We start from the raw sequence: 14334 nt of genomic DNA on the forward strand, positions 1-14334 counted from the left end.
AGTGATCATAATTGGGGCGCGTTGAAATGACTGATCGCGAGATTTGCGAAACATCCACTTTGTCCGGCGGAACCTTCCCAACCAAACCGGACTTATTCATGCCCTGGACGCGGGCTGTGCTGATAATGCTGAAGGCGGTTCGGATGGGGGAATTGCATTTGCAGACACCCAACGGACAGCTGCATATCATCAAAGGGGCTGAACCCGGCCCGAAAGCACATTTACAGTTACATAGCGACGCCGTGTGCCGACGCCTCTTGCTTGGAGGAGATCTCCGTTTCGGCGAAGATTATATGGATGGCACTTGGGACACGCCGGATTTGACCGCGCTGCTCTCGTTCGGCGCTGCGAACCGCAATGCGCTCGCCAAAGCGCTCGACGGAACCCGCCTCGGCCGGATTATGAGAACACTTGGGCATTTTTCCAACCGGAACACCAAAAGCGGAAGCCGGCGCAACATCGCCCATCATTACGATATCGGGAACGCCTTTTACGGGAAGTGGCTGGACCCGACCATGACCTACTCATCTGCCGTTTTTGATCCAGGTGTGGAAGATCTCGAACCGGCGCAACGCCGGAAGTACCGACGCATCGCGGACATGCTGCAGCTGGAGCCAGGCCAGACCGTGCTGGAAATTGGCTGCGGATGGGGAGGCTTTGCGTCCGTCGCCGCACGCGAGTACGGGGCCAAAATCGTCGGCCTCACCCTCTCCCAGGAACAACATGACTATGCGATCGAGCGAGCCAAACGCGAGGGCATCGCCGACAAGGTTTCGATACAGCTTTGTGACTACCGCGACATTGATGGACGGTTCGACCATATCGCCTCCATCGAAATGTTCGAGGCGGTCGGCGAACAATACTGGCCTGTCTTTTTCGACCAGCTAAAAGCAAGGCTTACCGATACTGGTCGCGCCGCTCTGCAGATCATCACCATCAATGATCGGGATTTTGAGTCCTACCGCCGGAACCCGGATTTCATCCAGAAATATATCTTTCCCGGCGGCATGCTGCCGTCGGAGGTACGCCTGGCCGATCACTTCGACGCCTCTGGTCTGAAGTGTGTCGCCAATGATGGGTTCGGCATCGACTATGCGCGCACGCTCGCCTTATGGCGGGAAAGGTTCCTCGCCCGCTGGCCGGAAATCGCCTCCCTCGGTTTCGACGAGAGGTTTCGGCGGATGTGGGAATATTACCTCTGCTACTGCGAAGGCGGTTTCCGCGCAGGGCTTATAGATGTGCGGCAAATCGCGCTGAAGCACGCCTGAACGGATGGAGGCCACGGCACCGGTCGAGAACACTCCAGCGCGTTATTCGCGGGGCCAACTTCTGGCCTACGGGTTGCCTGGATTGCCATTGGCCGGGCTCGGAGTGCCGCTGTTCATCTTCCTTCCTGCTTTCTACGCACAGAGCAAGGGCCTGAGCCTTGAGGCCGTTGGTTTCGCACTGCTGCTGGCCCGACTGTGGGATGCCGTCTCCGATCCACTGATCGGGATGCTGAGTGACCGGATAGAAACCCGCTTTGGCCGGCGAAAACCCTGGCTCTTCCTCGGGACCCCGATCACATGCTTTGCAATCTACATGCTGTTCGTCCCGCCCGAAGGCGCCGGCACGCTCCACCTCTTCGGCTGGAGTGCCGTTCTGTATCTCGGCTGGACCATGGTGCAACTGCCGTATACGGCGTGGGGCGCAGAGCTTAGCGGGAATTATCACGAACGTTCCCGCATCACTGCTTTTCGTGAAGGCATGCTGGTTTTTGGCACATTGGTTGCCGCCGGAATGCCCGCCATCGTCTCCGCTGCTGGCGGTGGTGACGATACCGGCACCGTGCTCACCGTCTTGGCGCTGTTCCTGATCGTTGCACTTCCGGTCGCCATAACACTCGCGACAGCGATCATGCCGGAGCGCCCAAAACCCGCCACACTCCAGAAGATCACGCCCGACTGGCAGGCCGGCGTTGCACTTCTACTCCGCAACAAGCCTTTTCTTAGACTGATCCTCGCTTACTTGTTAAACGGCCTGGCAAACGGACTTGCCGCTACCCTCTTCGTGCTTTTTGTCGATAAGGGGCTGGGCATGCCGCAGGAGACCGACAGCCTGTTGCTGGTCTACTTCCTTGCCGGGATCCTCAGCGTCCCTGTCTGGCTCACCATCAGCCGTCGAGCCGACAAGCACCGTATCTGGATTGCCGCCATGCTGGCGAACAGTGCGATCTTCGCGCTCGTGCCCCTGCTCGGCCCCGGCGATTATCTCGCCTTTCTTGCCATCTGCATTGGCACAGGCGCCTGTCTTGGCGCCGATCTCGTACTTCCTCCGTCGATGCAGGCCGACGTGGTGGATGTCGATACCGCCGAAGGTGGCAGTCATCGAACCGGGCTCTATTTCGCTCTCTGGGGAATGGCGACGAAGCTGGCCCTTGCCCTTGCCGTCGGGATTGCCTTTCCAGTGCTGGATGCAGTGGGTTTCGATGCCAATGGCAGCAATGACTCAAGCGCCCTGCTAACGCTTTCCCTGCTTTATGGCGCGGTCCCCGTTCTGTTGAAACTCACAGCCATTGCCATCATGCGCGGATTTCCCCTCACCGCGGCTCGGCAAACCGAGTTGCAACGCAGGATCGCTGAAAACGCCCGATCAACAGCTTCCGGAGATGATCCATGACCCGTCGCCTGCCGTATCTGATTGTAGTGCTGTTGATCCTTGGAGCATGCAGTTCAATGAAGATCGATGATTTCACGGGGACCGGACCCGACTTCCGTCCGGAAACCTATTTCGCCGGACAAAGCCGGGCCTGGGGCATGTTCGAGGACCGTTTTGGTAACCTGAAACGAGAATTCACCGTTGACCTGCAGGGCGACTGGGACGGCAGCACGCTCACTCTGACCGAGGATTTCGAATATGCAGACGGTGAGAAGGAGCAGAGAATCTGGCGTATCACCAAAACTGGTGACGGAATTTATGAAGGCCGCGCGGACGATGTGGTCGGTATTGCCAATGGCATTGCCCGGGGCAAGGCACTGAACTGGTCTTACGATCTGATGCTTAATATCGGCGACAGCCGGGTAAAGGTCCGTTTCGACGACTGGATGTTCCTGCAGCCGGACGGTGTGCTGATTAACAAAGCCGATGTCTCGAAATTCGGAATCACGATTGGAACTGTCACACTGTTTTTCAAAAAAGGCGCACAGCCGAAGAATGCATCATCTGACCGGCGAAAAACCGCGGCCTAGCCAGCGCAAAAGCGGGCCGAGAACCGGAAACATACCGAACACCTGGGACGCCGCGTCCCAATGATCGACATGTGAGACGACGCGCTCGTTTTCATCGAAAACCACCTCGCTCATGCCGGTGATTTCCACCTGCCGTCGGCCGCCTGCCCGTACGCACCCGGAAAACCGCCACTTGAGGTAACATGCCTCTCCGCCAATGGCTCGATCTAGGACGACGAAGACCGGGTCCTCCATCGCTTCAAACATATGACTGAAAATACCGAGCACAGCCTGCCGGCCCTGGACATCGCTGAAGGGGTCCCGGAAACGGACATCTTCTGCAAGAAACGCTGAAAGAGTCTCGAGGCGACCTGGACGCAGCTCCTCGAAACAGATCGCGTAAGCTGCAAGTGCCGCTGCTCTGCCAGTCACCGTCACTTGCCAGTCCCTTGCTTCAAAAATCGGAAATAAAGGCTATAGGGCAACATGTTCAATAAACGTAACAAAACAGCGAAAATCCGTGGGAAGGTTATCTCGAAACGGTCTGACTGAAGCCCACGATAAAATGCCTGTGCCGCATCCTCCGGCTCCATCAGAAACGGCATTGGAAACGTATTCCGGTCCGTCAGCGGAGTGCGGACAAAGCCCGGGCAAACCAGTTGCAGTTTCAGGCCGTTCCGGTCGAAATCCGGTTTCAGCGCTTCAGTGAGATTGATCAGTGCTGCCTTGGTCGCACCGTACGCCGATGCGGTCGGTAAACCGCCATAGCCGGCAACAGAAGAGACAACGGCTACGTGACCGCTGCGCGTGGCAATAAAGCCCGGCGTAACCGCAGCCAGACAATTCACCACTCCCATGAGGTTGATACCGATCAAGTCACGGAACGTCTCAATGCGGAAGTCCTCGATCTCTACGGGCTTGTGTGTTCCGGCGGCGAGCACAGCCATATCCAGTCCGCCCTGTTCCTCCCGGATGCGGGCAACAATAACAGCCGCCGCGTCCGCGTCTGTCACATCCAGCGGATAGGCGAAGAACCTGCCCTGATGCCTTTCCGCCAAATCCTCAAGCCTACCCGCTGAACGGGCCGAGCCGGCAACAATCCAGCCATCGCGCATCATTCGCTCAGCAAGAGCAAGCCCGATACCGGAGCTCGCCCCAGTAATCCAGACACACCGTGCCACCATACCGGTCCCTCTCATACGTAAGGCTATTCAAGTTCCTTGAGAACATTCCGGATCTCTTCGGAGCCAACATCCTTTACGCTCTCCAGATCCAGAAAACGGACCTCGTCACCAGCGCGTGGGACGACCCTGACATACTCAAAGTCGGACTCATTGACGGTAAAAGTCATCTTCGCCCATTCGCCCCGTTTGTCGTACCAGATGTCGAGGTCAAGCTCGCCCCGCATCTCATAACGGACCGCTTCGATCTCCTTGCCTTCAGACAGGATGGTTTCCGAACCGGTCTTCGTCATGGTGATTTTGCGCAGTTTGCCATATTGCAGGTCGATCAACTTGCTCGCCCTGGTCAGCGCGGTGTTCCAATAGGTAGACGGAACGGACGCGTCGAGCGGCGCCAATTGCACTCCCTCGCCACCAGAAAACCGAAAACCGTTCGGCTCGGATTCCCCCTCCACCCGGAAGATTTCACCATCGTCATTGACCATCCCCCGGGCCTTGAGCAGGAGCGTACCATTCCATTCATCCCGCGCCCGGAGCGCGTAGTAATAGAGTGTGAAAGGACCTATTTTATAATCAAATAACGTTTGTGTATCAACGATGTATTTATCTTTATTAATGTTAAATCGCAGCATAACGACACCCAATGGAGCGTCGTTCCTGAAGACCCGAAATTTGATAAGCCCGTCTTCCGCCCAGCCGGACGGTGCATTCGCCTGCACTGGCGGCGAAAATACGAACGCTCCAATTGAAATAAGCAGGAGAAAAGCCGGAATCAGACGGACCCGAAACAGCGGATTTCTCATTTAGCTAACCCTCAGAAAGCCTCGGTGAACGATCGGCAGTTATTGATCGCATATGACTTTACGTCCGCAGTACAAGCCCGGATCAATGCCGGGCCTTGGATCGCGCGTGCGAAACGATATACTATTGCAATGACGCAGCTTCGAACGCGATGGATCACACATATTGGCACATGCCCGTGACAGCTTTCCAAAACCGGACCATGACCATGGCCGGTGCATGAACGACGCCCTCCGCGCCGCAGAGAGGCTTTGTGCCGAGCGCGGCGTGCGGATCACGCCGGCCCGCCGCCGAGTGCTGGAGCTGGTCTGGCAGCGTCACGCGCCTATCGGAGCTTATGACATCCTGTCGGAGATGCAGCGGGATGCAGAGAAAGACGGAAAGCCAGATGCGAAAGTGGCCCCTCCAACAGTCTATCGGGCGCTCGATTTTCTGATAGAACAGGGCCTTGTACACAAAGTTGAATCCCAGAACGCCTACATCGGCTGCAGCCACCCGGAGGGGAGCCATGATTGCGGCTTCCTGATTTGCCAGGAATGCGGTTCGGCACTGGAGATCGGTGACGATGCTCTCAGCAACCTGCTCTCCGAACTTGCTAGTCGGCACGGCTTCGAGTCACGGCGTAGCACCGTCGAGATCGAAGGACTCTGTCCGTCCTGTAAGTCCCATGCGGCCTGACCCATGTTGAAAGCCGCCGCGACCCTGCTCGACGTTTCCGACCTCACTGTTCTCAGAAGCGGCCGGACAATACTCGACAAAATCAGTTTCAGCCTCGACCGTGGCGAGATCATGAGCGTGATCGGCCCGAACGGTGGCGGCAAGACCACCTTGCTCCGGGTCATTCTTGGATTGCTTACCCCCGACAGCGGTACGGCACAGCTAAGACTCGGCACCAGCGTTGGTTATGTGCCTCAGAGGCTCGCGCTCGATAATTCCATGCCGCTGACGCCCCGCCGTTTTCTCTCGCTCGGTATGAAGTCTGCGCGCGGCCGGGTCACGGAGACGGCAGAGCGAACCGGAATCACCCACCTGCTAGATCAGCAACTGACGGGCCTCTCCGGTGGCGAAACCCAGCGCGTACTGCTCGCCAGGGCAATCATGAAACAGCCGGATTTCCTGGTGCTGGATGAGCCGACCCAGGGCATGGATGTCGCTGCACAGTCGGAGTTGTTCCGCTTGATCGGAACCATCCGTGAGGAAACCGGCGCCGCTGTCATCATGGTTTCTCACGATTTGCATCTGGTCATGCGTGGCACGGACCGGGTGCTCTGCCTCAACGGTCATGTCTGCTGCACCGGCCATCCGGCCGAAGTGGAGCGCAATCCGAGTTTCCGCGCCCTGTTCGGGCGCTTGGACGAAGCCGCCGTTGTGCCCTATCGTCACGACCACGATCATACCCATGATCATGAACACGGTCCCCATTGCAGCCATCATCACTGATCCGCTTACATACCGGCCAACCGACACTGGCCCAAAAACCAAGAGTACTAAGATGACAAGCACGACAAGCGAGCCGGAGCGGCTACCAGTATCCATCCTTACCGGATTTCTAGGCAGCGGGAAAACGACCCTGCTCTCGAAACTGATGCATCACCCGGAAATGGATCGAATTGCCGTCATCGTGAATGAGTTCGGAGAGGTCGGGCTGGACGACGCGCTGGTCATGGAGTCGAACGAGGATGTCGTGCTGCTGAACAGCGGCTGCCTCTGCTGCACCGTGCGCGGCGATCTGGTCGATACGCTGAAACGCCTGTTCAAGGATCGGGCAAAAGGCAATATCCCCGATTTCGACCGCATCGTGGTCGAGACAACCGGGCTCGCCGACCCGGCGCCAATCCTGCACACTATGATGGCTGACCCATTCCTGGTAACTCGATTCCGCCTCGACGGCGTCATCACTGTGGTCGACGCGCATCATGCGATGGAGCAGTTCGACAAACAGTTCGAGAGCATCAAGCAGGCCGCCGTCGCCGACCGGGTCGTCCTGACCAAAATCGACGTCACGGACGCACAGTCGGTCGCTGCAGTCGAAAAGCGGCTCTACGAGCTCAATCCCGCGGCCCCCGTCATCAAGGCCGTCCAGGGAGACGTGGCTCCGTCAATGCTATTCGATGCCGGGCTCTATAACCCCAAAACCAAGAGCGCGGATGTCGGCCAGTGGCTGCGCGAGGAAGCCTACAGGGCGACCGAGGGCCATGTGCATCATCACGGTCATGGTCATGGTCATGGTCATAGCCACGATGAAGATCATGGCCATGACCACCATCACCACCACGATGTCAATCGGCACGGCGATCATATCCATTCCTTCGTGCTCTATTTCGACAAGCCTTTGGAATGGAACCGGATCGCCGGTGCGCTGGACATGATGGCCCAGACCCACGGCGCTAACATCCTGCGCATAAAGGGTCTGTTGAATCTGAAAGAGCTCGGTAACGACCAGCCGGTCGTCGTTCATGCCGTCCAGCACATGTTCCATCCCCCAGCCAAGATCGAGAAATGGCCGAGCGAAGACCGCCGCTCCCGCCTCGTTTTCATCGTCCGGGACTTGGAGAAGAAAACGGTGGAGAGCGTGATGAACTCCTATCTTGCGCTCGAATTCGCCTGATCGCATTTCCCGGATCAACTCATGCCCCTCAGCTTTAAAGCGGCATTGTTGCGCTTTCGGAATCAGCCAGCCGTGCCGGAAAGCCGGAAGACCAGATAGAGCAGCCCCGGCATGGTGACGAAACCGATGATTGTTGACACGATGACACAGCCCGCAATGGTTTCCGGTTCCCGATTGTAGCGAACGGCGAAAAGATAAGGGAAAATCGCGACGGGCATGCTCGACATCAATATCAGCACGCCTGTCTCCATCGCGGTAGTTCCCAATATCCAGACACCAAGAACCCCGGAACCAAACCCCAGCACCAGCCGCAAAGCCGAGATTCCGAAGCTTTGCATCAGGTTGGAGACCCGGAGTTTGGCAAGAGACACGCCTAAAGCGAACAAAAGCAACGGAATGCACATACCGCCGGCGAGATCCGCCGTATCAATAATCCATTTTGGTACCTGGATATCGGTGAAGATGCAGGCAAGCGCCGCGGCAACCGCATAGATAATCGGGTTACGAGTCAGCGAGGAGAGACCGAACTGACCGGAGGCAATCCCGGTGCCTATGGTAAACATCACCACGGCCTGCACGGCGAAATAGGAAATCGCCAGCGCTAGTCCCTCTTGTCCAAATGCAAAAAGGCACAGCGGCAAGCCAATATTGCCTGTATTCGGAAACATCAGAGCTGGCAAAAAGGCGCGCACCGACTTTTTGGCTAGAAACAGGATCGGTATCACCACAGCAACCGTGACAGCGGTCACAAGAGCGCTGCCAGCGCCGAGACGGAGCAAGGATTCCATCGACAGCTCTAGGCCAACCAGGGTGCCGAACACCAAACTGGGCGTGCCAACCAGAGTCACAAGCGACGTTATAGTCTCGTTATCGAACTGCAGTTTCAGGCGCGCCCAAGCATAGCCGATACCAGCACAAATGAAGACGGGCACGATGATCGTGAACAACTGATAAAGCATGCAGGCGGTTCCGTGGGTGGCGGGGCGCGACGGTGATAGACCAGCGCTCAGAAACGGTCCAGAAATCCTTTGCGATGCAGAACGGATGGCGCGGGCCGCCCGAAATCATGCGCATAAGCATAGAAATCCTGATTGTCGGTCTGCATCGCAGGATCTGCCAGCACAGTCCGCTCGTAGTTCCGGCCGAGAGTCCGGAACAGAGCCAGACGGTCGGCGTCCGGGGCGACCGTCGCACCAGAACGGTCACGTTCGATCATGATCTCAGCGAGTTCGGCGAGTTCCTCGGCGCTGTTCTCACGGATCGAGACACCGTTCGCCTCGAAATCTTCTCCCTTTCCGATTGCCGGAAGTCCGCGCTCCAGGATTTCCGCGTATGACAAGATCTCGCCAGTACGTGCCGAGAGGTAATGCTTGAACAACAACAGGTCGTTTATCATAGGCAGCCGCAAGAGCTCGTAGACCAGATTTACTGTCGCGGCAGGACGGCCGAAGGCCCTGACTAGTGCTTCCGGGCCGGAAGCCTGATTGAACGCAAAGGCGCAACGGGCGGACAGAAACACGTCCAAGGCCTGACTGTAAAATGGATGGCGCGGCAGATCGACAACCTGCTCAGGATAGCCTTCGAGCGGCACGCCGCCCTTATCACCCAGTCGGAAAACCCAATAGCCCGCCTCGACAAACCGCCGGATAGCTTCTTCATAAGTGCGAATGTCCGCGCAGCGGAAGGCATGATGTGCCTTTTCCGGCAAGTAACTCATGTCGCGCGCATGCAGGACAACGAACGGCGTTTCGACTGGCATGCCGACCTCTTTGAGGAAGGCTTCCCCGGCGACGCGGATGGCTTCCGGCAGCTCGAAGTAACGAATCTCCCCGCCTGTCGTAACATGGCGCCCAAAATCGCGCACAACCCGTTGCGGCGAGGCAAGGCAAAGATGAAACAGCTTCAGGTCCAGCACCCCTCCATCGAGGAAACCAAGCATCGGAAGGACCGGATCGGGCGTCGAAACATGAACAAATTCCGCCCCAGGGCATTGCAGGATAAAGGGATTGTAACCCGCTCCCTCGCCTTGCCCCGTGATCAGGATAATGCGATCATAATGCGGGCCGAAAAGGGTCTTAAGGAAGAAAGGCTCCATGGCGGTATGACCGATCCGGTCGACCTGCGCCAAAATGTAGACAAGCGTCCGCTTCCCCTCTTCCAGATGCGGAATGACGGTGTGGAACAACTTCTCCATCGTCTCCTTCTTGCCGAACTCGGCGCGAAGGTTCTCAAGCAGGGCTTCATCTTCTTCCGGCGATGCGGTCATCTGCGTTTCTCTCCCACGCTTGAGCGGTAGCACGATCCACTACTCTGGGGAATGGCACCAGTGCGACGGCCTGGCGTTGCACCGTTCTCGGCTTTATGGCATTCCGCATCAGCGAATAGTTAAGAACAGGGAACAGGTGCATGTTTTTCGAGCCCGGCGATCACAAGAACCATGGTTTTACCTTCGACCCGTTCAAGGCGACCATCTCGCCTCGGCCGATCGGCTGGATCTCGACAATCGATGAGAACGGCGTCACCAATCTTGCCCCGTACAGCTTCTTCAATGCTGTTTCCTGGGCTCCGCCCTGCGTTGTCTTCTCCAGCGGCTCACGGCCCGACGGATCGCCGAAGGATAGCGCGTTGAACGCGGCCAAAACCGGTGAGTTCGTCTGTAATATCGTCGGCAAGGCGCAGGCGCAGCAGATGAACCAGACTGCCATCCATTTCCCGCACGGTACCGACGAGATGCAGCATTCCGGCCTCGAAGGAATACCGTCCGAGTACATCAAGCCTCTCCGGGTCAAGGACGCGCCGGTTCATCTTGAGTGCAAATACCTGAAAACAATCGAGCTGCCCTCCGTCAGCGAGACTATGGTCAATCGGATGATTCTCGGCGAAGTTGTCGGCATTCATATCGACGAGAAGTATGTCGCCGACGGCCGTATCGATGTGACCAAGTACCAGCCGGTCGGCCGCCTTGGTTACATGGATTATTGCGCCGTCGGTGAAGTCTTTGAGATGAACCGCCCAGACTGAAACAGCGGACTAATCGCTCATCTCGATAAGCCAGCGCGCCGTGTCGTGCCGATAGGCGGCGAACGGCGTGCTGAAGCTCCAGGCAAGAGCCTGAACAATTGCCCAGCCCCGTGCCCTTTTGCGATCAAGTCCAAGACCATCACACAGGCGCTCTAGCTGGGCGCTTTTGTCTTCCGGGGAATGCCCTAGTTCGAAGGCATTGATAATCGGTGACAGGGCGAATTCCCGTTCACCTACAAGCGACTTTGGATCGATGGCGAGAAACGGCGCGCGGCTTGCCGTGAGCACGTTTCCAGGATGCAGACCCTGATGCAGCAACACCTGCTCGCCCTGACTGTCCGGGAGCCATTCGAGCAGGTCTAGCGCCACGTGGATATGAGCCTCGGGACGGGATCGCCCGGCGGCCTCCCAACGGGACAGCAGATAGCCTTGCCATTCCGCCGCCTCCTCTCGCAGAGTGCGAAACGGCGCACCTGTCGGCACTGACAATTGCCGGAGAAGATCCAGATAGACGGCAATCCTGTCCTCTGTTTCACACTCGGTAAACGCCCTGCCGGGCTCGCACCGCTCGACCAGCAACGCGTGACGCTTCGGGTCATGCGCCAGCAACTTAATCGCGCCGGCACCATTCCAATGGATAAGCGCGTCAGCCTCCATTAGGCATTCCGGGCGGGGCCACTGCAATTTCAGAACGGTGGGACCGAACGGCGATCCGACCGGCATTGTGTAGGAGACATGGCAACGCTCGTAAGGCTCGCCCAGCGTCAGATCCCATTCCGCGGCGATCTCTTTTAGCAAAGCTGGGAGATTTCGGAACCATGGCGCCGCCTCCAGTGAGCCTTTGAGATGTTTCAGACCATCGGGAATCTTCATGGCTGGCGCCCTCCCCGTTAGCTCCCAGAGCGGATGTATTTCTGGAGCGTTTCCGACATTTTTTCCGCCGTCGTGCCCCGAGGAAACATGGTCACAAAGCGCCCGTCCTTCCCCATCAGGTACGTCAGCGTTGAATGATCCACGAGGTAGTCGTCGCCGGACATGCCTTCCATCTGGAACCGGCGGCGATGCACCCGGTACGCCTTCGCAACTGACGCGACTTCCGCTTCCGTTCCGGTCAGCCCGATCAAGTTGGGATGAAAAGCGTCGGTGAACTCCCGAAGTGCTTCCGGCGTGTCCCGGCGCGGGTCGACCGAGATCAGCAGTGGTTCAATTTGATCAGCACTTTCGCCCAGTGCATCCAAAGCGGATGCCATGATTGTGAGATCAGTCGGGCAAATATCCGGGCAGTAGCTGTAGCCGAAATAGACCAGCATAAACTTTCCTGCATAGGTGTCCGGGCTGACCTGTCGGCCCAGCTCATCGGTGAGATGAAACGGCCCGCCGAACAGATTTAGCAGGCGCGGCACTTTTTCCCCGGCCCCGGCCATGCCGGAAGCGAGCAGGCTCGCAATCAATATGAACGTAGAAAAACCGGTGCGGCGCCGAGACATCCGATTATTCAGACGGCGGCGGCACGATATCAGGGCGGCCGACCTTGCCGAAAGTGCGGATCACTTCGCCCGAAATGCTGTCGCGACGGAACCAACGTTTGGCGTTTTCCGTATTATTGCGCCGTTTCCAATCCTCCGCGAAGGCTGTGGCCCTCACCCAATCCGTGTCGCCGGGCTTGCGCAGGCGCTGCAACATGTAAATGACCATGGCCGGGTGGGAGATAATCAAGCCATCGACCTCTACGCGCTCACCGCAATGGGGCAGCAGATCAAGCGCGGCGCCCGCGAACAAAGTGTTGCTCTTCACCGCAAGCAGCAGCGTACCGTCATCCCGCACCAGACCAAGCTGACGTTTGCCGCCTCCGCAGGACGCCGGGCAATCGCCGCTAAGCTCACAGAGCAGATCGACGACCTTGGCTTCGAACTGGGCGATCATCTCGCCATCGATGCCCCATTTCTGGGCCGCGTCCGCCGGAACGATCGCCCCTGTATAAAGTGCGGCTGCGATGAAAAGAGAGCAAAGCCTGCGCATGATCACATCCCCCATGGCTGGATGCCGAACTTTTCGTGCGTAAGATCGATGATGCCCTTGTCATCGGCGACCTGGGTGACCAGCAGATATTTGACCCCGTCCCGCTCTATCAAATCGCCATCGACAGTGACTTGATGGCTCTGAATCCGGATCATTGCCGAGTTGGAGACGTTCTGGCTGTCATCCTCGACCCGGAGCACGATATAAAGCGTGCCGTCATTCGCTCGGATGCTTACAGGAATGCCACCGACCGCACACCAGACAGCGCACTGGAAATGGGCGGAGCCGCGTGCGTACATAATCTCGGTGACATAGCACCAGGTATCGATCAGCTCTCCCTCGACACGGATCCGCTTCACATCATCTGCACGGGCACCCTGCATCGACAGGAAAACCACGAGCAAAACCAATGCGAATGAGCGGGCGAACCGTAACATGAGAACTCCGGCACTTGTTTCTCGGCTTCACGGACAGACGGGCCATCTGTCTATAGTGATCCCACTATAGCGCCAAGCCCGCCTCACCTGCGCTGACGAGGACGTGAAGCTATTCAGCCGCCTCGGAAAGTTCGGGGGGTAGCTCAACACCGGTTTGCGTCGTGATAGTACCGTAATGCTCGATCCGCCGGTGCTTGGCATAGTTAAACACCGTCTCCTTACCCATTTTGGCCAGGTCGAGATCTGCCGAATAAGTGATCAGCTCATCATCGACGGATGACACCTGGCTGACGATCTCGCCCGACGGCTGAATGATGCAGGAGCCGCCGATCAGCATGCAGCCGTCTTCCATGCCGGCTTTCGCCACTCCGACCACAAAGGCGGAGTTCATATAGGCATTGGCCTGCATGGTCAGATGATTGTGGAACATGCGCAGATGGTTTGGCTCGAAGGCCGAGGTGTTCACATCCGGCGTGTTGTAGCCGAGCACGATAACCTCCGCGCCCTTCAGGCTCATCACCCGGTAGGTCTCCGGCCAGCGCCGGTCGTTACAAATAGCCATGCCTATGATGCCGCCATGCTGGCGCCAGACACCGAAACCGAGATCGCCCGGCTCGAAATACCGCTTCTCGAGATGCTGCCACGGACGGTTAGGATCGTATTCGGAATGGCCCGGCAGATGCACCTTGCGGTATTTACCGGTGATCTTGCCCGTCTCATCGACCAGAATCGCCGTGTTATAGCGATGCCCGTCCGGCGTCAGCTCCGCATAACCGAGATAAAACCCGATCCCCCGCTCCGCCGCCGCCTCGAACAACGGCCGCGTCTCCGCACTCGGCATCTCGCGCTCGTAATGGTGATTCATTTTCGAGATGTCTTCCTCGTAATAGCGCGGGAAGAAAATGGTCAGCGCCAGTTCGGGAAAGACGACGAAATTACAGCCGCGGTCACCCGCCTGCTTCAGCAGCTCGATCATGCGGTTGACGGCGCTGGCGCGGGACTCATCCGGCGCAATCGGGCCGAGTTGGGCGGCGCCGATGGTAACGATGCGGGACATCAAT

The 14334-nt window shown here is 57.8% G+C and carries 17 protein-coding genes; 7 read left to right on the plus strand and 10 right to left on the minus strand.

The genetic code is table 11. The features are described from left to right. Positions 1-26: 26 nt before the first annotated feature. From ABJ076_RS16745 to ABJ076_RS16755, 3 genes are read left to right on the plus strand one after another with little or no spacing between them, the layout of a single operon-like run. Positions 27-1268, plus strand: coding sequence for a cyclopropane-fatty-acyl-phospholipid synthase family protein (locus ABJ076_RS16745; RefSeq protein WP_348185403.1), 1242 nt, complete (start codon positions 27-29; stop codon positions 1266-1268). Between the two features lie 4 nt (positions 1269-1272). After that, positions 1273-2658: an MFS transporter gene (locus ABJ076_RS16750; RefSeq protein WP_348185406.1), complete on the plus strand. Its 1386-nt coding sequence runs from the start codon at positions 1273-1275 to the stop codon at positions 2656-2658. After that, the gene (locus ABJ076_RS16755; RefSeq protein WP_348185409.1) at positions 2655-3227 is read left to right on the plus strand and encodes a DUF3833 domain-containing protein; all 573 of its coding nucleotides are present in this window, start codon (positions 2655-2657) and stop codon (positions 3225-3227) included. The genes ABJ076_RS16750 and ABJ076_RS16755 overlap by 4 nt, the downstream gene beginning before the upstream one ends. Here ABJ076_RS16755 and ABJ076_RS16760 read toward each other — a convergent pair. From ABJ076_RS16760 to ABJ076_RS16770, 3 genes are read right to left on the minus strand one after another with little or no spacing between them, the layout of a single operon-like run. Beyond that, positions 3198-3644: a nuclear transport factor 2 family protein gene (locus ABJ076_RS16760; protein WP_348185411.1), complete on the minus strand. Its 447-nt coding sequence runs from the start codon at positions 3642-3644 to the stop codon at positions 3198-3200. The two genes, ABJ076_RS16755 and ABJ076_RS16760, sit on opposite strands and share 30 nt — an antisense overlap. Next, on the minus strand, positions 3641-4390 hold the full coding sequence (locus tag ABJ076_RS16765) for an SDR family NAD(P)-dependent oxidoreductase (RefSeq protein ID WP_348185414.1): 750 nt from the start codon (positions 4388-4390) through the stop codon (positions 3641-3643). The genes ABJ076_RS16760 and ABJ076_RS16765 overlap by 4 nt, the downstream gene beginning before the upstream one ends. Before the next feature lie 23 nt (positions 4391-4413). Beyond that, positions 4414-5190, minus strand: a complete 777-nt coding sequence (locus tag ABJ076_RS16770; protein ID WP_348185416.1) for a DUF6134 family protein — start codon at positions 5188-5190, stop codon at positions 4414-4416. A gap of 217 nt (positions 5191-5407) precedes the next feature. On the opposite strand from ABJ076_RS16770, the gene ABJ076_RS16775 reads away from it, so the two are divergent. The 3 genes from ABJ076_RS16775 to ABJ076_RS16785 are packed head-to-tail and all read left to right on the plus strand — an operon-like array spanning position 5408 to position 7796. Further along, entirely contained in the window at positions 5408-5866 is a 459-nt protein-coding gene (locus ABJ076_RS16775; RefSeq protein ID WP_348185419.1) for a transcriptional repressor, read from the plus strand. A 3-nt stretch (positions 5867-5869) separates the two neighbouring features. Next, positions 5870-6628 carry a metal ABC transporter ATP-binding protein gene (locus ABJ076_RS16780; RefSeq protein ID WP_348185422.1) on the plus strand — a complete coding sequence of 253 codons (759 nt, stop codon included), beginning with the start codon at positions 5870-5872 and terminating at the stop codon, positions 6626-6628. Positions 6629-6680: 52 nt separating this feature from the next. Further along, the gene (locus ABJ076_RS16785; protein ID WP_348185425.1) at positions 6681-7796 is read left to right on the plus strand and encodes a GTP-binding protein; all 1116 of its coding nucleotides are present in this window, start codon (positions 6681-6683) and stop codon (positions 7794-7796) included. Between the two features lie 62 nt (positions 7797-7858). Here ABJ076_RS16785 and ABJ076_RS16790 read toward each other — a convergent pair whose 3' ends face one another. Together ABJ076_RS16790 and ABJ076_RS16795 are read right to left on the minus strand one after the other, a co-directional pair. Continuing rightward, positions 7859-8755, minus strand: coding sequence for an AEC family transporter (locus ABJ076_RS16790; RefSeq protein WP_348185427.1), 897 nt, complete (start codon positions 8753-8755; stop codon positions 7859-7861). Between the two features lie 47 nt (positions 8756-8802). Beyond that, entirely contained in the window at positions 8803-10062 is a 1260-nt protein-coding gene (locus ABJ076_RS16795; RefSeq protein ID WP_348185429.1) for a TIGR04372 family glycosyltransferase, read from the minus strand. A gap of 140 nt (positions 10063-10202) precedes the next feature. On the opposite strand from ABJ076_RS16795, the gene ABJ076_RS16800 reads away from it, so the two are divergent. Next, on the plus strand, positions 10203-10817 hold the full coding sequence (locus tag ABJ076_RS16800; RefSeq protein ID WP_348185432.1) for a flavin reductase family protein: 615 nt from the start codon (positions 10203-10205) through the stop codon (positions 10815-10817). A gap of 9 nt (positions 10818-10826) precedes the next feature. Here the strand turns inward: ABJ076_RS16800 and ABJ076_RS16805 are convergent, their stop codons facing one another. The 5 genes from ABJ076_RS16805 to ABJ076_RS16825 form a co-directional block, all read right to left on the minus strand. Then, positions 10827-11690, minus strand: coding sequence for an aminoglycoside phosphotransferase family protein (locus ABJ076_RS16805; RefSeq protein ID WP_348185435.1), 864 nt, complete (start codon positions 11688-11690; stop codon positions 10827-10829). A gap of 17 nt (positions 11691-11707) precedes the next feature. Further along, positions 11708-12304, minus strand: coding sequence for an SCO family protein (locus tag ABJ076_RS16810; RefSeq protein ID WP_348185437.1), 597 nt, complete (start codon positions 12302-12304; stop codon positions 11708-11710). 4 nt (positions 12305-12308) lie between these two features. After that, entirely contained in the window at positions 12309-12836 is a 528-nt protein-coding gene (locus ABJ076_RS16815; protein WP_348185444.1) for a hypothetical protein, read from the minus strand. Between the two features lie 2 nt (positions 12837-12838). After that, the gene (locus ABJ076_RS16820; RefSeq protein ID WP_348185446.1) at positions 12839-13273 is read right to left on the minus strand and encodes a hypothetical protein; all 435 of its coding nucleotides are present in this window, start codon (positions 13271-13273) and stop codon (positions 12839-12841) included. 109 nt (positions 13274-13382) lie between these two features. Continuing rightward, a complete protein-coding gene (locus ABJ076_RS16825; protein ID WP_348185449.1) occupies positions 13383-14330 on the minus strand; it encodes an N-carbamoyl-D-amino-acid hydrolase in 948 nt (315 codons plus the stop codon). Positions 14331-14334 lie beyond the last annotated feature (4 nt).

The organism is Nisaea sp. (assembly GCF_039990255.1).
GTDB lineage: Bacteria > Pseudomonadota > Alphaproteobacteria > Thalassobaculales > Thalassobaculaceae > Nisaea.